The following is a 25,706-nucleotide window of genomic DNA, read 5'->3' on the forward strand; positions in this document are numbered from 1 at the left end:
GAGCGTCCTCGACTCCTGGAATCCTACGTCGGCGTGTCGCGCTGCCGTCCGCGACGCACCGTACGTTCACGCCTCACGGCGTACGGTCGCAGCATGTCGATCGCTCACGATGCGAGCGCACCCGGTGCGGCACCCGCGGCGCCGCGTGCCCCGTTCGCCGTCCCGCTCGCGTGTTTCCTCGTCTGCACCGCGGTGTGCACGATCGCCCTGCTCGGCGTGCAGCGGCTCGTGGGCCTCGACGGGCGTCTGGTGTTCCTCGGACAGTTCGGCCCTGCGCTCGGCGCACTCGCGACGATGCTCCTCCTGCCCCGCTCGCAGCGTCTCCCGCCGCCGCCTCGCGTCCCGCGCGCGCAGTTCGTCGCCCACGCGTGCCTCGCGCTCGGTGCCGTCGCGCTCATCGCCCTCGGCCTGTTCCTGGGCGCGCTCCTCCTCGGGCTCCCGGCGCGTGCGCCCGTTTTCTCGGGCGGCGTGTTCGCGCTGTTCCTCGTCCTCCAATTGCTCGGGGCGCTCGGTGAGGAGGCCGGCTGGCGCGGGTACCTGCAGCCCGCCCTCGAGACGCGGCTCCCCCGGCTCCCCGCCACGACGATCACGGGTCTCGTGTGGGCGCTCTGGCACTCGCAGTACCTCGCCGAACCGGCGTTCTTCGTGTCCTTCGCCGTGTCGTGCGTGGGTCTCTCGGTCCTCATGGGGCACCTCGCGGGCGGCGACATGCTGCAGCGCACGCTCGTCGCGGGGGTCATGCACTGGCTCGTCAACGTCCTGCTCGCCCTCCTCCCCTCGTTCGGACAGGGCGCGGCGTCGTGGACGATCGCGATCGTGACGGTGCTCGTCGCGCTCGTGTTCCTGGTCCTCTTCCGGTTCGCACGGAGACGGCGCGACCGCCGTTCGGCACGCACCGTCAACTGATCCCGCCACTCGTCGCCCGGGTCTGGGACCATGGGTGCATGAACGCTGCGCCGTCGGAGACGCGGATCCGGCTCGATGTCACGACGCCGTTCGCCGCGCTGCCGTTGCGGCGATTCCTCACGGCGCACGCCGTCCCCGGCCTCGAACGCTTCGGTCCGGGCTCGGGCTGGTGGACGCGGCGCGTCGACACACCGTCCGGGACGGCCGTCGTCACGGTCAGGCTGCCCGCGGAGGATGTCCCCGCGGTGCGTTCGCTCACGCTCCCGACGATCGTCCGGGCCGACGAGCACGATGCCGTCGAGGCCGCCGTCGAGGCGGTCAGGCGCGCGCTCGCGCTCGACGAGTCGACGGATGCGGACGATGCCGTTCTCGTCGACGATCCCGAGGTCGGTCCGCTCGTGCGGGCCCGGCCGGGGCTGCGGATCCCCGGCGCGGTCGACCCCGCCGAGACCGCGCTGCTCGTCGTGCTCGGCCAGCAGGTGTCGCTCGCCGCGGCGCGGACGCTGCAGGGCCGGCTCGTCGCCTGGACCGCCGGCATGCAGCGCTCCGCGGCCGTCGACGGGCTCGTGCCCTCACCAGATCCGGCGATCGTCGCCGAGGCGCACCCCGCCGAATTGCGCGACGCGCTCCGCGTTCCCGTCCAGCGCGTCCGGGCGATCCAATCGCTCGCCGAGGCGCTCGCGGACGGTCTCGACGTCGGGCCCGGCGCCGACATCGAGTCAACCCGCCGCGCGCTCCTCGATCTTCCCGGTATCGGGCCCTGGACCGTCGACTACACGGCGATGCGGACGCTTCGGGATCCGGACGCGTTCCCCGCGAGCGATCTCGTGCTGCTCGGCGCGCTCGGCCGCCCGCGGCCCGCCGAGGCGACGAGGCGTGCGGAGGCGTGGCGGCCGCACCGGAGCCGTGCCACGATGCACCTCTGGACGGCCGCGGCCTACGCGTGAGTCCGGATCGGCGGCAGGCCGGCCTCAGCGCGCCCGGGGGTGGCTCGTGGCGTACACGTCGAGCAGCGTGTCGGCCGTGACGAGCGTGTAGATCTGCGTCGTCGCGACGGACGCGTGCCCCAGCAGTTCCTGCACGACGCGCACGTCCGCGCCGCCCTGCAGGAGGTGCGTCGCGAACGAGTGACGCAGGACGTGGGGCGAGACGTGCGCGCGGAGCCCCGCGCGCTCGGCGACCGCACTCAGGACGTGCCACGCGCTCTGACGCGAGAGCCGCGCGCCGCGCGCGCCGAGGAAGAGCGCGGGCGTCGCCGTCCCGCGCGCCGAGAGCTCGGGGCGAGCGCGCACGAGGTAGGCGTCGAGCGCCTCCTGCGCGTACCGACCGACGGGGACGATCCGCTGCTTGCCACCTTTGCCGTGCAGGCGGACCGAGCCCGGCTCGGCGACGTCGTCGACGTCGAGGCCGACCGCCTCCGAGATGCGTGCCCCCGTCGCGTAGAGCAGTTCGAGGAGTGCGCGGTCGCGCGCTCGCAGCGCTCCCTCGCCCGACGCGGCCTCGAGCAATCGCTCGACCTGGTCGATCGTGAGCGCCTTCGGCAGACGCTCGGGGCGTTTCGGGGCCACGACGTCGTACGCGACATCGGTCTCGGTGATCCCCTCCTCCTCGAGGAAGCGGTGGAAGCCGCGGACCGCGGAGAGGATCCGCGCCGTCGAGGACGCGGCGAGCGGCGGCACGCCCGGTGCGCCCGTGCGCAACGCCGCGACGAACGCCGTCACGTGGCCGCGGGCGATCTGCGCCGGATCGATCACGCCCTCGGCGGCGAGTGCGGCCACGTAGCGTCCGAGGTCGCGTCGGTACGCGGCGAGGCTGTTCGGGCTCAGGCCGCGCTCGATCGTGAGGTGGCGCAGGTACCGCGACCGTGCGGCGTCGAGTGCCGCCGGTGTCGGATCGTCCTCAGTCGCCTCGGTCATGCTCGTCCGGCACGTGCCCCGGGTGTCCCGTCGCGCGCGGCCCGGCCGATCTCGTCGGCCACGGTGCGTCAGCGGGCCGCAGATCGCGCCATCCCGCGGCACGCGAGACGGCGGCCGCGAGGAGGGCCGAGACGGTCGTGGCGTTCGCGATGTCGCCGCGCCGCACGGCCTCGACCGCCTCGTCGAGCGCGACCCAGCGCACCTCGATGTCGGCCTCCTCGTGCTCACGCACGTAGTCCGTCTCGACGGGGCTCGGTCCGCGCGCGAGGAACACGCGGATGCCCTCGTCGCTCCCGCCCGGTGAGGTCAGCAGGTCCTGCAGCACCCACCAATCGGCGGCGGCGAGATCGGCCTCCTCCTCCAGCTCGCGCTTCGCGGACGCGAGGGGATCCTCGCCGGGCACGTCGAGGAGGCCCGCGGGCAGCTCCCAATCGCGCAGGCGCACGGGATGGCGGTACTGGTTGATGAGGAGCACGCGTTCCGCCTCGTCGACGACGAGCACGGCGACGGCGCCCGTGTGGTCGACGAAGTGCCTGGTGATCTCCTGGCCGTCGAGCACGAATCGTTCGTTGCGGACGTCCCACACGTGTCCGCGGAAGGCGACCTCGCTCGATCGGACCGGGAGCGCGACGGGGCGGTCCCGGAGTTCGCCCGCCCGGTCCGCCCCGGCCGTCACGCGGCGTCCTCTGCGGGCGTCGGGTGCTCGTCCGAGCGGGTGCCCTCGCCGGGCAACTGCTCGTCGACCTCGACGAGGCGCGATGCGCGCTGGCGGTCGAGCGCCGCGGCGACGAGCCCCGCGAACAGCGGGTGCGCGCGGCCGGGTCGCGACAGGAGCTCGGGGTGGGCCTGCGTCGCGATGTAGTAGGGGTGCACGTCGGTCGGGAGCTCGGCGAACTCGACGAGTGCACCGTCCGGCGACGTCCCCGAGAACACGAGACCCGCCTCGGTGAGCGGTGCGCGGTACTGGTTGTTGACCTCGTAGCGGTGTCGGTGGCGCTCCTCGACCTCGGTCGTCCCGTAGGTGCGCGCCGCGAGCGAGTCGGGGGCGAGCACGGCGGGGTACAGGCCGAGGCGCATCGTGCCGCCGAGGTCGCCGCCCTGGAGGATGTCGACCTGCTCGGCCATCGTGGCGATGACGGGCTGCTCGGTCTCGGGGTCGAACTCGGTGGACGAGGCACCCTCGATGCCCGCGACATCGCGTGCGTACTCGATGACCATGCACTGCAGGCCGAGGCACAGGCCGAGCGTGGGGATCTCGTTCGTGCGTGCGAAGCGCAGCGCGCCGAGCTTGCCCTCGATGCCGCGGATCCCGAACCCGCCGGGGACGCAGATCGCGTCGACGTCGCTCAGGTGCCGCGCGGCACCCTCGGGGGTCTCGCAATCGTCGGAGGGGATCCACCGGATCGTGACGCGCGTCTGGTTCGCGAACCCGCCCGCGCGCAGCGCCTCGGTGACCGAGAGGTAGGCGTCGGGGAGGTCGATGTACTTGCCCACGAGCCCGATGGTCACGTGGTGCTTCGGCTCGTGGACGACGTCGAGGAGGCGCTCCCAGGCAGACCACTCCATCTCGCCCGCGCCGAGGCGGAGCTGCGTGATGATGTAGTCGTCGAGCCCCTGCTCGTGCAGCATGCGGGGGATGTCGTAGATCGAGGGCATGTCGATCGCGTTGACGACGGCGGGCTCGGGCACGTCGCACATGAGCGCGATCTTGCGCTTGTTGCCCTCGGTGACGGGCCGGTCGCTGCGCAGCACGAGCGCGTCGGGCTGGATGCCCGCCGAGCGGAGGGCCGCGACGGAGTGCTGGGTCGGCTTCGTCTTCTGCTCTCCCGAGGCGCCCATGAACGGCACGAGCGAGACGTGCACGAAGAAGACGTTGTCGCGTCCCAGCTCGTGACGGATCTGCCGCGCGGACTCGATGAACGGCTGCGATTCGATGTCGCCGATCGTGCCACCGACCTCGGTGATGATGACGTCGGGTCGGGGCACTTCGTCGGCCTGCAGGCGCATGCGGCGCTTGATCTCGTCGGTGATGTGCGGGATCACCTGGACCGTGTCGCCGAGGTACTCGCCGCGACGCTCGCGCGCGATGACCTCGGAGTAGACCTGTCCCGTCGTGACGTTCGCGGCCTGTGACAGGTTCACGTCGAGGAAGCGCTCGTAGTGGCCGATGTCGAGGTCGGTCTCGGCACCGTCGTTGGTGACGAAGACCTCGCCGTGCTGGAACGGGTTCATCGTCCCGGGGTCGACGTTGAGGTACGGGTCGAGCTTCTGCATGACGACGTGCAGGCCGCGCGCCGTGAGGAGATTGCCGAGGCTCGCGGCGGTGAGACCCTTGCCGAGCGAGGAGACGACACCGCCCGTGACGAAGATGTGCTTGACCGGGGGATGATTGGGGCCCGTGCGGCCCTGCTCGGAGTCGTTCACGGGGTTACATGCTATCCCACGTGCGCGGAAGCGGCCGGACGTTCGCGGCGAGCCGATTCGGGAACTCGGTCGAGGCGTCACGCGTTCAGCGCGCGGCCGGCTCCTCCGCCGCGAGGGCCAGGAGTTCCGCCGCGTGCGCACGGCCCGTGTCGCTCGTCGCGAGGCCCGACAGCAGGCGCGTGATCTCGACGGCCCGCTCGTCGTCGTCGAGTCGTCGGATCGAGGAGGTCGTCACCTCGCCGTCGTTCGCCTTCTCGATGCGCACGTGGTTCGTCGCGAATGCCGCGACCTGTGCGAGGTGGGTGACGACGACGACCTGGGAGGTGCGCGCGAGGCGACGGAGTCGGCGTCCGATCTCGATCGCGGCGGCACCGCCGACCCCCGCGTCGACCTCGTCGAACACGAGCGTGGGAACGGGATTGGCCGCGGCGAGCACGACCTCGAGCGCGAGCATGACGCGCGAGAGTTCGCCGCCGGACGCCGCCTTCGAGATCGGGGCGGGGGACGCGCCGGGGTGCGGTCGAAGCAGGAACGAGACGCGGTCGGCCCCTTCGGCGCCGATCGAACCGGCGTCCGCCACGTCGACGACGAGGAGCGCGTCCGGCATCGCGAGGTGCGCGAGCTCCTCGCTCACGCGTGCCGAGAGTTCGGTCGCGGCTGCCGTCCGTGCGGCCGTGAGTTCGGCGGCGGCCTGTTCGAGCGCGTCCTGCGCCTCCTCGGCGACGCGCTCGAGGTCGACGACGCGCTCGTCGTCGCCGTCGAGCTCGAGCAGGCGGGTGCCCGCTTCGCCGTATCGGCGGATGACGTCGTCGAGGGTGGGCCCGGCGAGGCGCATGAGCCCGTTGAGGGTCTCGAGCCGCTCCCCCAGCGCGTCGAGTTCGCCGACGCCCTCGACGTCGATGTCGTCGAGGTAGCCGGAGAGCCGGATCGCGAGGTCGTCGATCGCGAAGACGATGTCGTCGAGGGCACGCCCGAGCGGTTCGAGCAGATCGTCGCGCCGGACGCCGCGCTCGATCGACGTGCGGGCGTCGCGGAGCAGCCCCTCGGCGGAGGGGCGCGGACGTTCCGCGACCTCGTCGGTGCCGCGCAGGAGGGCGTGTGCCTCGGCGACGGCCGCACGCAGCTCCTCGCGGTTCGCGACGCGTTCGATGCGCGCCACGAGCTCGGCGTCCTCACCGGGCTTCGGTTCGACGGGCTCGATGGCGGCGATCAGGGTCCGCAGTTCGGCCGCCTCCGCCTGCCGCGCGTCGAGCGCGGCGCGGAGTTCGTCGGCCGCCTCGCGCGTCTCTCGCGCCCGCCGCCACGCCTCACCGACCCGGTCGCGGAGTCGCTCGGTCGCGTCGCCGCCGTAGGCGTCGAGTGCCGCTCGCTGCGCGCGTTCACCGCGGAGGCGCAATTGGTCGCTCTGGCCGTGGACGACGACGAGCCGCTCGCCGAGCTCGGCGAGCTGGCCCGCGGGCACGCTCGCGCCGCCGAGCCAGGCGCGGCTCCGGCCGTCGGTGCCGGAGATCTGTCGCGTCACGAGCAGTTCTGCGGTCGAGCCGTCACCGACGGGCTCCACGTCGCCCCCGGCGTCGGCGACGAGTGCGGCGACGTCTCCGGCGGGATCGACGAGCCAGCGTCCCTCGACGACGGCCTTCGGTGCGCCGTTCCGGACGGCACCGGCCGGTGCGCGGCCGCCGAGCAGGAGGCCGAGGGCCGTGACGATCATGGTCTTGCCCGCGCCCGTCTCACCCGTGATCGCGGTGAAGCCCGCGCCGAGCGGCAGCGCGGCCTCGTCGATGACGCCGAGGCCGCGGATCTCGATGTCGCCGATCATGTCGCGGCGGTCCCCCTCCAGCCCGCCGTGGGGAGGCGGAACTTGTCGACGAGTCGTTTCGAGAACGGCGCGAGGTGGAGCCTCGCGAGCCGCACGGCGTGCGGCGAGCGGGTGGCGACCACGCGGGCCCCCGCGGGGATGACCACCTGTCGCCGTCCGTCGCACCACATGATGCCTCCCGGGCCCCTGGGATTCAGCTCCACGGCGAGCACCGAGGTCGGTGCGACGACGATCGGGCGCGAGAAGAGTGCGTGCGCGCTGATGGGCACGAGCAGGAGCGCCTCGACGGTGGGCCAGACGATGGGGCCACCGGCGGAGAAGGAGTAGGCGGTCGATCCCGTCGGGGTCGAGAAGATGACCCCGTCGCAGCCGAACGCGGACAGCGGCTGGTCGTCGACCTCGATGACGACCTCGACCATCTTCGCCCGGTCGGCCTTCTCGATGGACGCGTCGTTGAGCGCCCAGTCCTCGGCGATGACGGCGTCACCGATCTCGACGCGCAGCGAGAGCGCCATGCGCTCCTCGACCGTGTAGTCGCGGTCGAGGACGCGCCGGAGCGTGTACGCGACCGAGTCGCGCTCGCTCTCGGCGAGGAAGCCGACGTGGCCGAGGTTGACGCCGATGATCGGCACGCCGCTCGGGCGAACGACCTCGGCCGCTCGCAGGATCGTGCCGTCGCCGCCCAGCACGACGGCGATCTCGACCTCGTCGAGATCGCAGTCCTCGCCGAGGACGAGCGTCGACCCCGGCAGCCGGACGGCGTCGATGGCCCGCAGCTCGTCGGCCGTGTCGCGTTCGAGGACGGGCTGCACGCCCTCGTCGGCGAGGAGCTCCGCGACGCGGAAGGCGGCCTCCACGGCGTCGGCGCGACCCGTGTGGCCGACGAGGAGGATGCGTCGGGTGGTGGTCGCGGAAACGGGTGCCGAATCACGGTCGGTCATGCGCGTCCTCCTGTCGTGAGCTCGTCGAGTCGCCTCGTCCATTCTGTCGGATCGGTGCCGTCGGGCGCGAAGTGGACGACCAGCTCGCGGTTCCCGTGCGTGCCCTCGATCGGCGAGGCGATGATGCCCCGGATGCCGAGCCCCGTCGCGTGCGCCGCGTCGAGCACACCGCGGACGGCATCCCGGGCGAGCGCGGGATCGGTGACGATGCCTCCGCGCACGCCGGTGCGGCCGACCTCGAACTGTGGCTTGACGAGCAGCACGAGATCGGCGTCCGCGCGCACGGTCCGCCTGATGGGTGCGAGGACGTGACGGAGGGAGATGAACGAGAGGTCGCCGACGACGAGGTCGATGTCGGCGGGGTCGGGTGCGTCACCGGGGAGTCGCTCGCGCAGCGACGCCGCGTCGAGGTCCCGCGCGTTGACGCCCTCGAGCGAGGTCACGCGCGGGTCGTCGGCGACGGCGGGGTTCATCTGGTCGTGGCCGACGTCGATCGCGAGCACGTGGCGCACACCGCGTTCGACGAGCACCTGGGTGAACCCGCCGGTCGAGGCCCCGAGATCGAGCGCGACGCGTCCGCTCGGATCGACGCCCTGGAAGGCATCGAGCGCCGCGACGAGTTTGTGCGCGGCGCGCGAGACGTACCGCTCGGGTCGGCTGACATCGATCCGGGTGCCCTCCCCCACCCGGTGCGACGGCTTCGTGACCGCCACCCCGTCGACGAGCACGACGCCCGCGTCGACGAGACGCGCCGCGAGCGTCCGACTGCGGGCGAGTCCGCGCGCGACGAGGGCCCGGTCGAGGCGGGCGTCGCCTCCCGGACCCGCCCCGTCCGTGCGGGACCCGCCGGAGCCCGTCGACCCGTCGGCCGTCATGTGCGCGGTGTGGGCGGAACGGTGGTGCGCCGAGTGGTCACGGCCGAGCCCCGGTCGCGGCGTCGTCGCGTGCGGACGCCGCGTCGGTGGCGGGCTCCTCGAGTGCCGCGGTCAGTCGCGCGTGCACCTCGGCGTAGGCCGCCGCACGCTCCTCGAGCGGGAGCGAGGCCGCGCGATCGAGTTCGTCGCGAAGATCGGTGAGCGTGTGTTGGTCGGGCACGCGTGCATCGGGCAGCGCGATCGGGGCGGGATGTTCGTCGCTCATCGTGCGTCGCCCTCGCTCGAGTAGAGGCGCTCGGGCACGCGGAGGGCGTAGATGAGCTTCTCGGACGCGGCGATCGCCGCGCACGCCGCGCGGAGCAGATCGAGTTCGTCCCGACCTGCCGACTCGATCCGCACGTCGACACCGACGACGGAGACCTGTTCGCGGCCGACTCTCGCCGTCGCGTGTTCCGGCTCGCTCGTGACCTCGACGACGGGGTACGGCTCCCGCAGGCCGCGCAGATCGCGGAGGATGAAGTCGGGGCGCTCGTCGGGCGAGGCCGCGATGAGGGCCTTCGCACGGTCGATGCCGGTCAGGACGACGGCGCTCGGGATGCCGGCGGCGCGCGCGCCCTTGATGTCGGTGTCGAGGCGGTCGCCCACCATGAGCGGGTGCGCGGCGCCGAACCGGGCCACCGCCGCGTCGAAGATCGCTCGCTCGGGTTTGCCCGCGACGATCGGCAGGCGCTGCACGGCCGTGTGGACGGCGGACACGAGCGTGCCGTTGCCCGGTGCGATGCCGCGGGCGACGGGGATCGTCCAGTCCTGGTTCGTCGCGATCCAGGGGATGTCGCGCACGAGCGCGAAGGACGCCTCCGCGAGGTGGACCCAGCCGACGTCCTGCGCGAATCCCTGCACGACGGCGTCGGGTTCGTCGTCCGCGGACCGCGTGACACGGAACCCGGCCGCCTCGAGTTCGTGGACGATGCCCTCGCCGCCGACGACGAGGACGAGCGAGCCCGCGGGCACCCGCTCCGTGAGGAGCGCGAGTGCCGCCTGCGGGCTCGTCACGACATCGGTGGCCTGTGTCGTGAGGCCGAGTTCGCGCAGGTGTTCCGCGACCTGTTCGTCGGTGCGCGACGCGTTGTTCGTGACGTAGCCGACACCGACACCGCTCGCGCGGATCGCGTTGAGCGTGTCGACGGCGTGCGCAACGGCACCCGGTCCCCTGTAGACGACGCCGTCGAGATCGGCGAGGAGCAGGTCGACCCCGTCGAGCGGTGCAGGACCCATACCCGTGCCTCGGTTGAAGATCCCCACGATCACACCTCTCCGTCGTCGTCGCGTTCGGTCGAGGCCGACGCCGTCCCACGCGATGCGTCGGACGTTCCGGCCGCCTCGGACTGCGAGGCCGCCTCGGGGGTCTCTGGGGCCTCGGGGGCCTCTGGCGCCTCGGCGGTCTCTGGCGCCTCGAGCTCGTCGGTCGTCAACGGCTCTCCGGCGTCCTCGTCCACCTCGGATCCGGCTGGGCTCGTGGCCTCGCCGGCCGGCGCCCCGTCACCCGCGACCGTGGCGGGTCGCTCGACCGCAACGGCGGTCTCGGGTTCGACACCGTCGCCCTCGACGCCGGACTCCGCGTCCACCCTCGCATCCGACGCGGCATCCACCCGGGCCTCCGGGCTCGCATCGGACGCGACCGCCGCGTCGGCCACGACGCCGTCGCCCGCGTCCGCTCCAACGGCCGCGTCGGCCACGACGCCGTCGCCCGCGTCCGCTCCAACGGCCGCGTCGGCGTCGACGACCACGTCCGCGTCATCAACGACGTCGACCTCATCGACCACGCCCCCGTCGACGACCACGACGGCCTCGTCGACTTCATCGACCACGTCGACCTCATCGACCACGCCCCCGTCGACGACCACGACGGCCTCATCGACCACGTCGGCGTCCGACGCGACCTCGGCGTCGTCGACGGCGTCGTCCAGCGCACGTCCCTCGACGCCGTCGGCCTCGACCGTCTCCGGCCCCTCGGCGACGTCGACCTGTTCGGCGGCGTCCACGGGTTCGTCGACGGGCTCGGGGTGCGCCACGAGGTATGCCTCGAGCTCGGCACCCTCGAGGGGCTCGGTGACGACCCGCACGGTCTCGTGCTCGTCGTGCGCGGCCGCTTCGAGCGCCCGCTCGGCCCGCTCGGCGAGCGACACCCAGCGCGTCGCCTCCCCGTCGCGCCCGAGTTCGGTGAGGACCTCCGCGTACGCCGCGAAGAGCGCGGGCGAGTAGGAGAACGCGCGACGCTCGTCGAGCTGCTCGATCTCGAGCTCGGCGAGTGCGAGTTCGGGCTTGCCCTGGTCGAGTCGTGCGCCGGACATCGCGATCGCGACGTTGACGCGCTCCGCGGGCGACAGCGTCGAGAGGTCGACGGAACGACCGAGCTCGAGCGCGCGATCGGGGCGCCCGAGGCCCCGCTCGCTGTCGATCATGAGCGCGAGCTGGTCGTCGCTCCCGCTGATGCGGCGGTACGTGCGCAGCTCGCGCAGGGCGAGGGCGAAGTCGCCGGTCGCGTACGCCGTGATCGCGAGCGTCTCCCGGACCATCGCGATGCGGCCGCCGCGACGCGAGGCGCTCAGCGCGTGGCGGTGGGCGAGCTCGGGGTCCGAGTCGATCACGATCGAGGCCATCGCCAGGTGCCGAGCGACGAACTCCGCGTTCTCCGTCGTGAGCGTCTTGAGTTCCATGCGTGCCCCGCCCGCGAGGTCACGCTCGGTGATCTCGTCGGGCAGCTCGGGATCGTCGTGCTCGGTGCGCACCGACTTCAGCGAACGACGAAGCAGCTCCTCCTCGGTGAGCGGCTCGCGTGCGTCCTCGTGACGCCCGCGTCCGCGATCGAAGGATCCCTGCCCCGACCGGCCGCTCCCGCGGTCGTCGTCACGGCGCCGGCCCCCGGCGAACGGCTTCCGGTCGCCGGAGCGTCCGCCACCGTCGCGGTGGCCGCCGTCGTGGGAGCGACGGCCATCGCCCTCGAACGTGCGCGGGCGGGCCGAACGATCGCGCCCGTCGCCCCCGTCGTACGAGCGACGCGGACGCTCACCGCCGCGTTCCGTGCGATCCCCGGGCCCCGACGAACGACGTCCGGAGTCCCACGAACCACCGGAACGCTCGCCGCGTCCGCTTCGCTGCTCACCACCACGGACGTCTCGTGCGCCCGCGGAACCCCTGGCCCCGCGATCGCGGCTCCGGTCATCACGCGATGAGCCGTCGCCGTCCCGGAAGCCCCCGCCACTGCGGGCGGGGCCCCGCCCCTCGCCTCGTCGGTCGGCACCGTCGAAGCGCCGCGGACGGTCACCGTCGCGGCCCCGTCGATCGTCGCCGCCGCGCCCGCCGTACGAACGATCACGGTCACGGTCACGGTCACGGTACGAGCCCTCGCGCGATTCTCGACCGCGTCCGGCGTCGTCGCGCCGCTCGGGGCGACCACTGCGCTCATCGCGCCACGACGACCCGCCGCCGTCACGGCGATTCGCTCCGCGGTCATCCCGACGACCCGAACCGGAACCGAACTCACGCCGATCCCCACCACGATCATCCCGACGACCCGAACCGGAACCGAACTCACGCCGATCCCCACCACGATCATCCCGACGACCCGAACCGGAACCGAACTCACGCCGATCCCCACCACGATCATCCCGACGACCCGAACCGGAACCGAACTCACGCCGATCCCCACCACGATCATCCCGACGACCCGAACCGGAACCGAACTCACGCCGATCCCCACCACGATCATCCCGACGACCCGAACCGGAACCGAACTCACGCCGATCCCCACCACGATCATCCCGACGACCCGAACCGGAACCGAACTCACGCCGATCCCCACCACGATCATCCCGACGACCCGAACCGGAACCGAACTCACGCCGCTGTCCGCCTCGACGATCCGCGCCGCCACGCTCGTCGTCGCGTCGCCACGGCGCACCGTCACGGCCACCACCCCCACCTCGTCGGTCACCCGACGACGAGCGCGGCCGATCGCTCCATTGCTGACGCGCACCATCGCGCCGATCACCGCGTACGTCGTCCCGGTCTGCGCCGAAGCGTCGCCCCTGGCCGCCGCCCGAACCGGAGGCACCGCCCGCACCCTTCCAGCCGTCCGACCGCTTCGGGCCGTCACTCCGCTTCGAGCGGTCCGACCGAGGACCGCGGTGGTCCGACCCACGTGAGGCGTCCCGTCGCCGCGATTCTCCGCCGGCCTGATCGTTCCGCTCGCTCATATGTGGGTCCTCTCCCTGGGGGATGCGCTGTCGAGTTGTCACGGCTCACCAGAGCCGTGGGACCAGTCTACCCGCGGCGGGGCGACGTGCCTGCGGCAGGCAACACGTCCTGGCCACGTGGAAAGTGGTCCGGAAATGCCGAAGGCCCACCCCGTGTCGGGGTGGGCCTTCGAAAAGAAGTCCGGCGGTGACCTACTCTCCCACAGGGTCCCCCCTGCAGTACCATCGGCGCTGAGCGTCTTAGCTTCCGGGTTCGGAATGTGACCGGGCGTTTCCCGCTCGCTATGGCCGCCGAAACACTATGGATAGTGAATCGATACAGACCACACGCGCTGCGTGTGGCGGTTCCGTCCGTCTATCGGGAACCACAAAGTGGACGCGAGCACTCGTCAAGAGTCTCAGTGTTACGTGCACCCCACCACGAATGATGGGTGTTATCAAGTCATCGGCATATTAGTACCGGTCAGCTCCATGGGTCTTTGGTCCCCACTTCCACATCCGGCCTATCAACCCAGTCGTCTACTGGGAGCCTTCACCCCGAAGGGACGGAAATCTCATCTTGAAGCCGGCTTCCCGCTTAGATGCTTTCAGCGGTTATCCGTTCCGAACGTAGCCAATCAGCGGTGCTCCTGGCGGAACAACTGACACACCAGAGGTTCGTCCATCTCGGTCCTCTCGTACTAAAGATAGATCTTCTCAAATTTCCAACGCGCGCAGCGGATAGAGACCGAACTGTCTCACGACGTTCTGAACCCAGCTCGCGTACCGCTTTAATGGGCGAACAGCCCAACCCTTGGGACCTACTCCAGCCCCAGGATGCGACGAGCCGACATCGAGGTGCCAAACCATGCCGTCGATATGGACTCTTGGGCAAGATCAGCCTGTTATCCCCGAGGTACCTTTTATCCGTTGAGCGACAGCGCTTCCACAAGCCACTGCCGGATCACTAGTCCCGACTTTCGTCCCTGCTCGACTTGTCAGTCTCACAGTCAAGCTCCCTTGTGCACTTACACTCGACACCTGATTGCCAACCAGGTTGAGGGAACCTTTGGGCGCCTCCGTTACATTTTGGGAGGCAACCGCCCCAGTTAAACTACCCACCAGGCACTGTCCCTGAACCGGATCACGGTTCGAAGTTAGATATTCAGAATGACCAGAGTGGTATTTCAACAATGACTCCACACACACTGGCGTGCATGCTTCAAAGTCTCCCACCTATCCTACACAAGTCACACCGAATACCAATACCAAGCTATAGTAAAGGTCACGGGGTCTTTTCGTCCTGCTGCGCGTAACGAGCATCTTTACTCGTAATGCAATTTCGCCGAGTTCGCGGTTGAGACAGCTGGGAAGTCGTTACGCCATTCGTGCAGGTCGGAACTTACCCGACAAGGAATTTCGCTACCTTAGGATGGTTATAGTTACCACCGCCGTTTACTGGGGCTTAAATTCAGAGCTTCGCCAAAGGCTGACCCTTCCTCTTAACCTTCCAGCACCGGGCAGGCGTCAGTCCGTATACATCGTCTTGCGACTTCGCACGGACCTGTGTTTTTGATAAACAGTCGCTTCCCACTGGTCTCTGCGGCCCAAACACGCTTTCCCTGCAAGAGGTACTACGCGTCAGGCCCCCCTTCTCCCGAAGTTACGGGGGCATTTTGCCGAGTTCCTTAACCACGATTCTCTCGATCTCCTTGGTATTCTCTACCTGACCACCTGTGTCGGTTTGGGGTACGGGCGACTAGAACCTCGCGTCGATGCTTTTCTTGGCAGCAGAGGATCACCGACTACGTCTTACGACTTCCGCGTCAGATCTCAGGCTATACGAGTGACGGATTTGCCTATCACTCACCCTACATCCTTGCCCGGATTCAACCATTCACCCGGTTCGGCTACCTTTCTGCGTCACACCTGTTAACACGCTAACCGCACCAGATCGGGTCGAGCGCTAGGCCGGCAGCCACCCCGAAGGGCGGAGGCCGGATTCGGACTCTTAGCAGTACTGGATTGATTGGGACGGTTCTTCGTCGGTCACGGGAATATCAACCCGTTGTCCATCGACTACGCCTGTCGGCCTCGCCTTAGGTCCCGACTTACCCAGGGAAGATTAGCTTGACCCTGGAACCCTTGGTCTTTCGGAGGTCGGGTTTCTCACCCGACATTCGCTACTCATGCCTGCATTCTCACTCGTGTAGCGTCCACGGCTGGTTTCCACCGCCGCTTCACTCGCCACACGACGCTCTCCTACCACTCCATACGACTGAACCACAAAGGCTTGTCACAAGTATGAAATCCACGACTTCGGTGGTGTGCTTGAGCCCCGTTACATTGTCGGCGCGGAATCACTTGACCAGTGAGCTATTACGCACTCTTTCAAGGGTGGCTGCTTCTAAGCCAACCTCCTGGTTGTCACTGCAACTCCACATCCTTTTCCACTTAGCACACGCTTAGGGACCTTAGTCGGTGGTCTGGGTTGTTTCCCTCTCGACAATGAAGCTTATCCCCCACTGTCTCACTGCTGCGCTCTCACTTACCGGCATTCGGAGTTTGGCTGACGTCAGTAACCTGTTGAGGCCCATCGGCCATCCAGTAGCTCTACCTCCGGCAAGAAACACGCAACGCTGCACCTAAATGCATTTCGGAGAGAACCAGCTATCACGAAGTTTGATTGGCCTTTCACCCCTATCCACAGCTCATCCCCCCAGTTTTCAACCTAGGTGGGTTCGGTCCTCCACGAGGTCTTACCCTCGCTTCAACCTGGCCATGGATAGATCACTTCGCTTCGGGTCTAGGACATGCGACTGAATCGCCCTATTCAGACTCGCTTTCGCTACGGCTACCCCACACGGGTTAACCTCGCCACATATCGCTAACTCGCAGGCTCATTCTTCAAAAGGCACGCCGTCACACCAACAAGGGTGCTCCGACGGATTGTAAGCAAACGGTTTCAGGTACTATTTCACTCCCCTCCCGGGGTACTTTTCACCTTTCCCTCACGGTACTTGTCCGCTATCGGTCATCTGGGAGTATTTAGGCTTATCAGGTGGTCCTGACAGATTCACACGGGATTTCTCGGGCCCCGTCCTACTTGGGATACTCTCTACGCCATTGAAGCATTTCGGTTACGGGACTCACACCCACTATGGTCAGGCATTCAAACCTGTTCACCTATACTTCGCTGTCACGCTCGCTGCTCGGTAGCGCAGCCAGAAAGTCCCACAACCCCGATCATGCAACCCCTACCAGGTATCACACACGACCGGTTTAGCCTGATCCGCGTTCGCTCGCCACTACTAACGGAATCACTGTTGTTTTCTCTTCCTGTGGGTACTGAGATGTTTCACTTCCCCACGTTCCCTCAACCCGCCCTATATATTCAGGCGGGAGTCACCAGCACACCAAAAGGGTCTGGCGGGGTTTCCCCATTCGGACATCCTCGGATCACAGCCCGTTTATCGGCTCCCCGAGGCTTATCGCAGATTACCACGTCCTTCTTCGGCTCCAGATGCCAAGGCATCCACCGTTTGCTCTTAGAAACTTGATCACCATGAGTAACAAGAAACTATGTTCTTGACCAGTGGCACCCCAAAAAGGGATGTCACATAAGTGACCGCCACGATCCCGAAGAACCGCGACGATCTAAGATGCTCGCGTCCACTGTGTAGTTCTCAACATACGGCCGGTCCCGAGCCGAACCACTCAAACCGAGTGACCCCAACACGGGCCGAGAAACCAGCTCCGACACCAAACGGCATCAGGCCCGGTCCCTCAGGACCCAACAGCGTGCACCCAGCAAACCCACCACCAAACCACTTTCCAACCCGAAGGCGTACTCACGACCCAGCAGCAAACCCACCAGAAATGTCAAATGTTCCACCCATGAGCACCAGCGAACGACATTCGCGTCCGATCTGGCCTCTGCCACCCCCGAAGGGGTGCAGTGCTCCTTAGAAAGGAGGTGATCCAGCCGCACCTTCCGGTACGGCTACCTTGTTACGACTTAGTCCTAATCACCGATCCCACCTTCGACGGCTCCCTCCAAAAGGTTGGGCCACCGGCTTCGGGTGTTACCGACTTTCATGACTTGACGGGCGGTGTGTACAAGGCCCGGGAACGTATTCACCGCAGCGTTGCTGATCTGCGATTACTAGCGACTCCGACTTCATGGGGTCGAGTTGCAGACCCCAATCCGAACTGAGACTGGCTTTTTGGGATTCGCTCCACCTCGCGGTATCGCAGCCCTTTGTACCAGCCATTGTAGCATGCGTGAAGCCCAAGACATAAGGGGCATGATGATTTGACGTCATCCCCACCTTCCTCCGAGTTGACCCCGGCAGTCTCATATGAGTTCCCACCATAACGTGCTGGCAACATACGACGAGGGTTGCGCTCGTTGCGGGACTTAACCCAACATCTCACGACACGAGCTGACGACAACCATGCACCACCTGTATACCGACCTTGCGGGGCGACCATCTCTGGCCGTTTCCGGTATATGTCAAGCCTTGGTAAGGTTCTTCGCGTTGCATCGAATTAATCCGCATGCTCCGCCGCTTGTGCGGGCCCCCGTCAATTCCTTTGAGTTTTAGCCTTGCGGCCGTACTCCCCAGGCGGGGCGCTTAATGCGTTAGCTACGACACGGAAACCGTGGAATGGTCCCCACATCTAGCGCCCAACGTTTACGGCATGGACTACCAGGGTATCTAATCCTGTTCGCTCCCCATGCTTTCGCTCCTCAGCGTCAGTAGCGGCCCAGAGATCTGCCTTCGCCATCGGTGTTCCTCCTGATATCTGCGCATTCCACCGCTACACCAGGAATTCCAATCTCCCCTACCGCACTCTAGTCTGCCCGTACCCACTGCAGGCCCGAGGTTGAGCCTCGGGATTTCACAGCAGACGCGACAAACCGCCTACGAGCTCTTTACGCCCAATAATTCCGGACAACGCTTGCACCCTACGTATTACCGCGGCTGCTGGCACGTAGTTAGCCGGTGCTTTTTCTGCAGGTACCGTCACTTTCGCTTCTTCCCTGCCAAAAGAGGTTTACAACCCGAAGGCCGTCATCCCTCACGCGGCGTTGCTGCATCAGGCTTGCGCCCATTGTGCAATATTCCCCACTGCTGCCTCCCGTAGGAGTCTGGGCCGTGTCTCAGTCCCAGTGTGGCCGGTCACCCTCTCAGGCCGGCTACCCGTCGTCGCCTTGGTGAGCCATTACCTCACCAACAAGCTGATAGGCCGTGAGCCGATCCCCAACCGATAAATCTTTCCAGACACAGACCATGCGGCCGCATCTCATATCCAGTATTAGCTCCGATTTCCCGAAGTTATTCCAGAGTCAAGGGCACGTTGCTCACGTGTTACTCACCCGTTCGCCACTAATCCACCAGAGCAAGCTCCGGCTTCATCGTTCGACTTGCATGTGTTAAGCACGCCGCCAGCGTTCGTCCTGAGCCAGGATCAAACTCTCCGTAAATGCATAAACCCCAGCCAACCCCCGAAAGAGCCAACCAGGAAACACTACTCACCATCCCGAAGGACAGCAGAGCTGATCTGACCAACAGACCATCATTACTGACAATCAATCAATCCAAAAGGAATCATGACACCCCAAAAACGGGACGCCACGAGGTAAAATTTGGCATTTGACAATGTGCACGCTGTTGAGTTCTCAAGGATCGGACGCTCCCGGGGCCCGGCGTTCGCCGTTCCACCCGAGGCAGCCCGGTCACTTTACCTCACGTTCATGTGCCGCACAAGGCGACCCGCCGAACGGGAGTGGTGGTGACCGTGTCTCCGAGGTGCTTCGCTCGCCGTGGCGAGCTACTTCTTTCGGAGTTTTGTTGCCTTTGACCGGGGCTTTTCCGCTTTTGCGTTTCGCTCCTGCCGGGCAACGAGTGATTACTTTACGCATGACGGGGCGCCCGTGCCAAATCACCCGGATCCCGGGCGTGTCGCCGACCCCGTCCGTTCACCGAACATGCGCCTGCCCGGCACGACGACGGCGCGGGCGCACCCTCCAGGGGTGCGCCCGCGCCGTCGTCGTCATGCCGGTGTCCCGGCCCGCATCACGCCTCGAGTCGAATGCCCGCGAGGGTCTTCTTGCCCCGGCGGACGATCGCGACCCCACCGGGCAGGGCGGCATCGGCGGGGATGTCGGCCTGTTCGTCGGTCACCTTCTCGTTGTTGAGCGCGACACCACCCTGGGCGATCGCGCGACGCGCCTCCCCGAGGCTCTTCGCGAGCCCCGTGTCGACGAGTGCCTGCGCGACCGTCACGCCGGCGGCGCCGTGTGCGTTCGGCAACTCGTCGACCGCGGCGCTGAGCGTCGCCGGCTCGAGAGCCGAGAGATCACCCTGACCGAACAGCGCTTCGGACGCCGCGATCGCTGCATCGGTCGCCGCCTGTCCGTGGACGAGCGCGCACACCTCGCGGGCGAGCGCCTTCTGGGCCGCACGCCGGAACGGCTCCTCCGCGACGAGTCGCTCGAACTCCTCGATCTCCTCCCGCGTCCGGAACGTGAAGATCTTGAGTCGCGCGATCACATCGGCGTCGTCCGTGTTGAGCCAGAACTGGTAGAACGCGTACGGCGAGGTGAGGTTCTCGTCGATCCAGATGGCGTTGCCCTCGGACTTCCCGAACTTCGTCCCGTCGGTGTTCGTGATGAGGGGCGTCCCGAGTGCGTGCACGTGTGCGCCCTCGACACGGCGGATGAGATCCACTCCCCCGGTCAGGTTTCCCCACTGGTCGGAGCCGCCGGTCTGGAGGACGCAGTCGTACTGGCGGTACAGCTCGAGGAAGTCGAGCGACTGGAGGATCTGGTAGCTGAACTCCGTGTACGAGATGCCCGCCTCGGAGTTGAGCCGGGCCGAGACGGCGTCCTTCTTGAGCATCGCGCCCACCCGGAAGTGCTTGCCGATGTCGCGCAGGAAATCGATGGCCGACAGCGGGGCCGTCCAGTCGAGGTTGTTCACCATGCGCGCGGCGCTCGCACCCTCGAACGACAGGTAGCGGCCGATCTGGGCGCGCAGGCCCTCGACCCACTCGGCAACCGTCTCGCGAGAGTTCAGCGTGCGCTCGGCCGTGGGCCGCGGGTCGCCGACGAGTCCCGTCGAGCCACCGACGAGCCCGAGCGGTCGGTTGCCCGCGAGCTGGAGCCGCCGGAGGAGCAGCAATTGCACGAGGTGGCCGAGGTGCAGGCTCGGCGCCGTCGGGTCGAAACCGCAGTAATACGTGATCGGACCGGCCTCGAGCTTGGCCCGCAGATCGTCGAGGTCGGTCGAGACGTGGATGTAGCCACGCCACTCGAGCTCGTCGAGAACGGATTCGAAGGTCGGGTCGTTCGCCTGCGAGGCGAGGTCGCGATCAGTCACCGGATCACCGTACCAATCGTCGGACCCGTCGGTCGCACGCCCGCACCGCGCACCGGGTGGCTCGTCACCATCTCACTCCGCGTCCGCGTCGCGGTGCGATCGGTGGGCCGTGTAGCGGGAGACCGTCGGATCGGCGGCGATCGAGAACCGCCAATCGAACGCGGGGGCACCACCGGGGAGGGCGAGTCCCACGCGCGGGCCGCGCACGATGAGATCCCGCGCGACGGGCACCGCCGGCGGATGCAACGCGAACGGCGGCTCGTCCACACGGCGACCGGAGTCCTCGAGGCGCACCCCGAGCGCGAGACCGAGATTGCCCGGGCCGCGTGCGAGGTCGCGCGAACGCGGCTCGACCGTTCCGGGACGCCGGACCGCAGCACGTCGCCGCCGCGCGAGATCCTCGCCCTCGACGACCTCGCCCGCGCGCACGAGGCAACCGGCGGCGGCACCCCGATGACCGCACACGAGATTGAGGCAGAGATGGATGCCGTACGAGCGGTAGACGTAGACGTGACCGGCGGCCTCGAACATCGGCCGCGTGCGCGGCGTCGGCCCGCGGTACGCGTGCGAACCGGGATCCCTCGCGCCCTCGTAGGCCTCCACCTCGGTGATCCGCACGGTCACGGCGCCCTCGGCGTCGCGCCGCGTGAGGAGCGCACCCAGCAGGAGCGGCGCACTCTCGACCGCGGGTCGGGCGAGCTCGCGAGCCGCCCAGTCGTTCCCGGTCGAGGGGCGCCCTGTCCCGCCCGATTCCGCCGACACGTCGCCGATCAGTCGCCGAGCGCCACGCGCAGCCGCTCGAGCTGTTCCGCGACGCGAACGGGCGCCGTCCCGCCCCGACCGTCGCGCGTCGCGACGGATCCGTCGACCGTGAGCACCTCGCGCACCGCCGGCGTGAGGTGCGGCGAGACCGACGCGAAGTCCTCGTCGCTCAGTTCGTCGAGCTCGATGCCGCGCCCCTCCGCGAGGCGGACGCACTCCCCCGAGATCTCGTGGGCGTCACGGAACGGCACGCCGTGCTTCACGAGCCACTCCGCGATGTCGGTCGCGAGCGAGAACCCCTGCGGCGCGAGTTCGCGCATGCGCTCGCCGTGGAACGTCGTGGTCGCGACCATGCCCGTGAACGCGGGCAGCAGGACCTCGAGCGTCTCGACCGAGTCGAAGACGGGCTCCTTGTCCTCCTGCAGGTCGCGGTTGTAGGCGAGCGGGAGCGCCTTGAGCGTCGCGAGGAGCCCGGTCAGGTTGCCGATGAGCCGGCCCGACTTGCCCCGCGCGAGCTCCGCGATGTCCGGATTCTTCTTCTGCGGCATGATGCTCGAGCCCGTCGACCAGGAGTCGTGCAGCGTGACGAAGCCGAACTCACGCGTGTTCCAGACGATGATCTCCTCCGCGAAGCGCGACACGTCGATGCCGATCTGCGCGGCGACGAACGCGAACTCCGCGACGAGGTCGCGCGCGGCCGTGCCGTCGATCGAGTTGTCGACGGCGTTCGAGAAGCCGAGTTCGTGCGCGACGAACTCGGCGTCGAGACCGAGCGTCGACCCCGCGAGCGCTCCCGAGCCGTAGGGCGACTCGTCGAGCCTGCGGTCGAGGTCGCGGAGTCGGTCGAGGTCGCGCACGAGCGGCCACGCGTGGGCCAGCAGGTGATGGGCGAGGAGAACGGGCTGCGCGTGCTGCAGGTGCGTGCGTCCGGGCATCACGACGTCGAGGTGCGCCGCCGCCTGGTCGGCGATCGCGGTCGCGAGCCCCCGGACGAGTCCGGCGACGATCGCCGAGTGGTCGCGCAGGTACATGCGCACGAACGTCGCGATCTGGTCGTTGCGGCTGCGCCCCGCCCGGAGCTTGCCACCGAGCGATGCACCCGCGATCTCGACGAGTCCGCGTTCGAGCGCGGAGTGGACGTCCTCATCCGACTCGGCCGCGACGAACGCACCGGACGAGACGCGAGCCTCGAGTTCGTCGATCGCCGCGAGCATGCCCGTGAGCTCGTCGTCGTCGAGATACCCGGCGCGGGCGAGCGCACGAGCGTGCGCGCGCGAGCCCGCGAGATCGTAGTGCGCGAGGGCCCAGTCGAAGTGGGTCGACTTCGAGAGTCGCGCGAGCTCCGGCGACGGCCCGCCCTCGAAGCGTCCGCCCCAGAGGGCGCCGGCCTCACCGGCGCGTTCGTTGTGCTCGATCATGCGTCTCCCATCCACTCACCGATCAGTCGCCCGCCCATCGGGCGAATGCATGCACCGCCACTCACCCGGACCATCGGGGCGGTGGCGTGAAGCGTGCGAACGGCGCTCGTCATCGGCGCCGTCGGGCGAACCGTCATCGCGGGACCCGAGTCTACTGCTCCGCGGCCGACCGTCCCGCCCGTGCACCCGTCCTGCGGACTCCGGTCGAGACCGGACGGGAACGCCGACGTTCCACGACCGCGCGCGCTTCCTGCCACACGGAGCCGGGGCGGTCGAGGTGGACGAGATGTTCGGGCAGTGGGCGTCCGTGGTGCCGCATCGCGGTCGCCCACAGACGGCCTGCCCGATACGACGAGCGCACGAGCGGGCCGGACAGGACCCCGGCGAATCCGAGGGCTTCGGCCCGATCCCCCCACTCCACGAAGGCCTCGGGTTCGACCCAGCGTTCGACGGGATGATGTCGCGGTGAGGGCCGAAGGTACTGGGTGATGGTGAGCAGGTCGCACCCCGCGTGGCGCAGCTCGACCATCGCTTCCTCGATCTCGTCGTCGGTCTCCCCCATGCCGAGGATCAGGTTCGACTTCGTGACGAGCCCGCGCGCCTTCCCGTAGCGCAGGACGTCGAGGGAACGCTCGAACGTGAACGCCGGGCGGATACGACGGAAGATCCGCGGCACGGTCTCGACGTTGTGCGCGAAGACCTCCGGAGCGGACGCCACGATGCGCTCGAGGTGTTCCTCGTTGCCCGAGAAGTCGGGAATGAGCAGTTCGACCCCGGTCGACGGGTTCATCGCGTGGATCGCGCGCACCGTCTCCGCATAGAGCCACGACCCCTCGTCCTCGAGATCGTCACGGGCGACGCCTGTGACCGTCGCGTACCGCAGACCCATCGTGCGAACGGATTCGGCGACACGGCGCGGCTCGAGGACATCGAGCCTGGCGGGCTTGCCCGTGTCGATCTGGCAGAAGTCGCAGCGACGGGTGCACTGGGCACCACCGATGAGGAAGGTCGCCTCACGGTCCTCCCAGCACTCGAACTGGTTCGGGCAACCGGCCTCCTGGCACACCGTATGGAGCTGCTGATCGTGGACGAGCGTCTGCAGCTCCTCGAAGGCGGGACCGCGCTTCGCCGTCGTCCGGATCCACTCGGGCTTTCGTTCGATGGGAACCGCACTGTTGCGGGCCTCGACGCGCAGCAGGCGGCGTTCGCCCCGTTCGACGGTCGTCATGCGAGCACCACGCGAGTCCGTCCGAGCGGGGACGTCACCGTCTCGTACCGCTCACCGATCCGGCGCTCGAGTCCGTCGAGCAGTCGCGGTGCCAGGACCGCCGGCGTGACGTCCTGAAGGCCGGCGTCCGCGAAACTCCCGACGCCGGCGTCACTGATCCCGCACGGCACGATGAGCCCGAACGGACGAAGATCGTTCGTGCAGTTGACGGCGACCCCGTGACTCGTGACGCCGCGGCGGATCGCGAGGCCGATCGCGGCGACCTTGCGGGCGGGCCCGCGACGATCCGCCGGGAGCCACGCACCGGAGCGACCGTCCACGCTGTCGACCCCGAGCCCGAGCTCCCGGAGCACCTCGATCACCGCGGCTTCGACGCCGCGGACGAGACCGGACGCATCGGTGCGGTTCCTGAGCCTGCCGACGATGTACACGACGAGCTGTCCCGGTCCGTGCCAGGTGAGACGCCCGCCGCGCTCGATCGGGACCACGTCCGTCCCGTCGTAGGGGTACTCGTCGCGTGAGGCCCGACGGCCTGCCGTGTAGACGGGCGGGTGCTCGAGTGCGAGGAGGGACGGGCCACGCGCTGCGCACACGACGTCCTCGCGAAGTGCCGCCTGGAGCTCGAGGCTCGCACGGTAGTCGACGAGGCCGTCCCGACGCACGAGCCCAGGGACGTCGGGCAGCGCGTCGACGCCGCACGGAACATCATCGGCCGCGACCCGGCCGAGCAGGTGCTGCTGGAAGGTCATGCGGGCACCGTAGCACTTCTTGAACTCAATCCATGAATTGGATGAGCGATCGCTTGGTCCACCCCGTCCGCGAGGACGACGTGTGCGTGCGACGGATGTCCGGCGTCAGGAAACCGTCTCGGCCGCCTTCGCGAGCAACCACGCCAGCAGCGCCTTCTGCGCGTGGACGCGGTTCTCCGCTTCGTCCCAGATGATCGATTGCGGCCCGTCGATGACGGCTGGTTCGACCTCGTAGCCCCGGTCGGCCGGGAGGCAGTGCATGAAGACGGCGTCGGGCTTCGCGGCGGCCATGACCTCGGGCGTCACCCGGTAGGGCGAGAGGTCGTCGATGCGGCGTTGCTTCTCGTCCTCGCGCCCCATCGACACCCACGTGTCGGTGACGACGACATCGGCGTCGCGCACGAGACCGAGGAGGTCATCACCCGTCGTGACGGATCCGCCCTCCTCCGCGGCGATGCGCTCGGCGGCCTCGACGATGTCGGCGCGCGGACGGTAGCCCTCAGGTGCCACGACCGCGACGTGCATGCCCGCGGTCGCGCACGCGAGCAGGTACGAGTGCGCCATGTTGCTCTCACCGTCACCGATGAAGACGACGCGCTGTCCCGCCAACTCGCCGCGGTGCTCACGGATCGTGAGGAGGTCGGCGAGGAGCTGACAGGGGTGGAAGTCGTCGCTCAGGCCGTTCACGACGGGGATCGTCGTCCCCTCGGCCATCTCCTCGAGGCCCGCCTGCCCGTAGGTGCGCCACACGATCGCCTCGACCATGCGCTCCAGCACCCGGGCCGTGTCGTGGGCCGTCTCCTTGCCGAGCAATTGGCTCGATTCGGTCGAGATGACGAGTGGGGAGCCACCGAGATCGGAGATGCCGACGTGGAACGAGACGCGCGTCCGCGTCGAGGTCTTGTCGAAGATGACCGCGACCGTCTTCGGCCCCTCGAGCGGTCGCTCGGCGAACCGATCGCGCTTCAGCCGCTCGGCGAGGTCGAGGATCTCGCCCTGCTCGACGCGGGTCAGGTCGTCGTCGCGGAGGAGGTGTCGGATCACG

17 protein-coding genes and 3 rRNA genes are annotated in these 25,706 nt (G+C 68.2%); 2 read left to right on the forward strand and 18 right to left on the reverse strand.

What is annotated here, in order from left to right; translation table 11 throughout:
- Positions 1 to 93 precede the first annotated feature (93 nt).
- Together HNR16_RS08680 and HNR16_RS08685 are read left to right on the forward strand one after the other, a co-directional pair.
- A complete protein-coding gene (locus HNR16_RS08680) occupies positions 94 to 906 on the forward strand; it encodes a CPBP family intramembrane glutamic endopeptidase (RefSeq protein ID WP_158041826.1) in 813 nt (270 codons plus the stop codon).
- Positions 907 to 944: 38 nt separating this feature from the next.
- Complete coding sequence (locus HNR16_RS08685) at positions 945 to 1,853, forward strand: DNA-3-methyladenine glycosylase family protein (protein WP_158041827.1); 909 nt, start codon at positions 945 to 947, stop codon at positions 1,851 to 1,853.
- A 24-nt stretch (positions 1,854 to 1,877) separates the two neighbouring features.
- Here the strand turns inward: HNR16_RS08685 and xerD are convergent, their stop codons facing one another.
- From xerD to argF, 18 genes are all read right to left on the reverse strand, one after another.
- Entirely contained in the window at positions 1,878 to 2,822 is a 945-nt protein-coding gene (xerD, locus tag HNR16_RS08690; RefSeq protein ID WP_158041828.1) for a site-specific tyrosine recombinase XerD, read from the reverse strand.
- Entirely contained in the window at positions 2,806 to 3,498 is a 693-nt protein-coding gene (locus HNR16_RS08695) for an NUDIX domain-containing protein (protein ID WP_158041829.1), read from the reverse strand. Before HNR16_RS08695 ends, xerD begins: the two co-directional genes overlap by 17 nt.
- The gene (locus HNR16_RS08700) at positions 3,495 to 5,246 is read right to left on the reverse strand and encodes a CTP synthase (protein ID WP_158041830.1); all 1,752 of its coding nucleotides are present in this window, start codon (positions 5,244 to 5,246) and stop codon (positions 3,495 to 3,497) included. Before HNR16_RS08700 ends, HNR16_RS08695 begins: the two co-directional genes overlap by 4 nt.
- Positions 5,247 to 5,331: 85 nt before the next feature.
- The gene (recN, locus tag HNR16_RS08705) at positions 5,332 to 7,065 is read right to left on the reverse strand and encodes a DNA repair protein RecN (protein ID WP_158041831.1); all 1,734 of its coding nucleotides are present in this window, start codon (positions 7,063 to 7,065) and stop codon (positions 5,332 to 5,334) included.
- The gene (locus HNR16_RS08710; protein WP_158041832.1) at positions 7,062 to 8,006 is read right to left on the reverse strand and encodes an NAD kinase; all 945 of its coding nucleotides are present in this window, start codon (positions 8,004 to 8,006) and stop codon (positions 7,062 to 7,064) included. Before HNR16_RS08710 ends, recN begins: the two co-directional genes overlap by 4 nt.
- Positions 8,003 to 8,881 (reverse strand): TlyA family RNA methyltransferase, encoded by an 879-nt coding sequence (locus HNR16_RS08715; RefSeq protein WP_158041833.1) that lies wholly within the window; start codon positions 8,879 to 8,881, stop codon positions 8,003 to 8,005. Before HNR16_RS08715 ends, HNR16_RS08710 begins: the two co-directional genes overlap by 4 nt.
- Positions 8,882 to 8,918: 37 nt before the next feature.
- Complete coding sequence (locus HNR16_RS08720; protein WP_158041834.1) at positions 8,919 to 9,146, reverse strand: hypothetical protein; 228 nt, start codon at positions 9,144 to 9,146, stop codon at positions 8,919 to 8,921.
- Complete coding sequence (locus HNR16_RS08725; RefSeq protein ID WP_225737971.1) at positions 9,143 to 10,183, reverse strand: HAD-IIA family hydrolase; 1,041 nt, start codon at positions 10,181 to 10,183, stop codon at positions 9,143 to 9,145. The genes HNR16_RS08720 and HNR16_RS08725 overlap by 4 nt, the downstream gene beginning before the upstream one ends.
- A 2-nt stretch (positions 10,184 to 10,185) precedes the next feature.
- On the reverse strand, positions 10,186 to 11,670 hold the full coding sequence (locus tag HNR16_RS08730; RefSeq protein ID WP_179558171.1) for a hypothetical protein: 1,485 nt from the start codon (positions 11,668 to 11,670) through the stop codon (positions 10,186 to 10,188).
- A 1,646-nt stretch (positions 11,671 to 13,316) separates the two neighbouring features.
- A 5S ribosomal RNA gene (gene rrf, locus HNR16_RS08735) occupies positions 13,317 to 13,433 on the reverse strand.
- 137 nt (positions 13,434 to 13,570) lie between these two features.
- Positions 13,571 to 16,678: ribosomal RNA gene (locus HNR16_RS08740) — 23S ribosomal RNA — on the reverse strand.
- 407 nt (positions 16,679 to 17,085) lie between these two features.
- Positions 17,086 to 18,607: ribosomal RNA gene (locus HNR16_RS08745) — 16S ribosomal RNA — on the reverse strand.
- Together the 16S, 23S and 5S rRNA genes form the textbook arrangement of a ribosomal RNA operon.
- 592 nt (positions 18,608 to 19,199) lie before the next feature.
- Positions 19,200 to 20,504, reverse strand: coding sequence for a tyrosine--tRNA ligase (gene tyrS, locus HNR16_RS08750; protein ID WP_158041887.1), 1,305 nt, complete (start codon positions 20,502 to 20,504; stop codon positions 19,200 to 19,202).
- A gap of 72 nt (positions 20,505 to 20,576) precedes the next feature.
- Entirely contained in the window at positions 20,577 to 21,266 is a 690-nt protein-coding gene (locus tag HNR16_RS08755; RefSeq protein ID WP_158041886.1) for a DNA-3-methyladenine glycosylase, read from the reverse strand.
- 8 nt (positions 21,267 to 21,274) lie between these two features.
- Complete coding sequence (gene argH / locus HNR16_RS08760; RefSeq protein WP_158041885.1) at positions 21,275 to 22,684, reverse strand: argininosuccinate lyase; 1,410 nt, start codon at positions 22,682 to 22,684, stop codon at positions 21,275 to 21,277.
- Positions 22,685 to 22,835: 151 nt separating this feature from the next.
- A complete protein-coding gene (gene lipA / locus HNR16_RS08765; RefSeq protein WP_158041884.1) occupies positions 22,836 to 23,912 on the reverse strand; it encodes a lipoyl synthase in 1,077 nt (358 codons plus the stop codon).
- The gene (gene lipB, locus HNR16_RS08770) at positions 23,909 to 24,661 is read right to left on the reverse strand and encodes a lipoyl(octanoyl) transferase LipB (RefSeq protein WP_158041883.1); all 753 of its coding nucleotides are present in this window, start codon (positions 24,659 to 24,661) and stop codon (positions 23,909 to 23,911) included. Before lipB ends, lipA begins: the two co-directional genes overlap by 4 nt.
- Positions 24,662 to 24,766: 105 nt before the next feature.
- Positions 24,767 to 25,705 carry an ornithine carbamoyltransferase gene (gene argF / locus HNR16_RS08775; protein WP_158041882.1) on the reverse strand — a complete coding sequence of 313 codons (939 nt, stop codon included), beginning with the start codon at positions 25,703 to 25,705 and terminating at the stop codon, positions 24,767 to 24,769.
- Position 25,706 lies beyond the last annotated feature (1 nt).

The sequence above is a fragment of the Pseudoclavibacter chungangensis genome, assembly GCF_013410545.1.
Taxonomy (GTDB): domain Bacteria; phylum Actinomycetota; class Actinomycetes; order Actinomycetales; family Microbacteriaceae; genus Pseudoclavibacter; species Pseudoclavibacter chungangensis.

Bases quoted from the DNA above. Each gene is read 5' to 3' on its own strand.
- HNR16_RS08715 (WP_158041833.1), bottom strand. From the start codon at position 8,881: ATGACGGCCGACGGGTCGACGGGCTCCGGCGGGTCCCGCACGGACGGG.
- HNR16_RS08720 (WP_158041834.1), bottom strand. From the start codon at position 9,146: ATGAGCGACGAACATCCCGCCCCGATCGCGCTGCCCGATGCACGCGTG.
- lipB (WP_158041883.1), bottom strand. From the start codon at position 24,661: ATGACCTTCCAGCAGCACCTGCTCGGCCGGGTCGCGGCCGATGATGTT.
- lipA (WP_158041884.1), bottom strand. From the start codon at position 23,912: ATGACGACCGTCGAACGGGGCGAACGCCGCCTGCTGCGCGTCGAGGCC.
- xerD (WP_158041828.1), bottom strand. From the start codon at position 2,822: ATGACCGAGGCGACTGAGGACGATCCGACACCGGCGGCACTCGACGCC.
- argH (WP_158041885.1), bottom strand. From the start codon at position 22,684: ATGATCGAGCACAACGAACGCGCCGGTGAGGCCGGCGCCCTCTGGGGC.
- recN (WP_158041831.1), bottom strand. From the start codon at position 7,065: ATGATCGGCGACATCGAGATCCGCGGCCTCGGCGTCATCGACGAGGCC.
- HNR16_RS08685 (WP_158041827.1), top strand. From the start codon at position 945: ATGAACGCTGCGCCGTCGGAGACGCGGATCCGGCTCGATGTCACGACG.
- HNR16_RS08680 (WP_158041826.1), top strand. From the start codon at position 94: ATGTCGATCGCTCACGATGCGAGCGCACCCGGTGCGGCACCCGCGGCG.
- HNR16_RS08710 (WP_158041832.1), bottom strand. From the start codon at position 8,006: ATGACCGACCGTGATTCGGCACCCGTTTCCGCGACCACCACCCGACGC.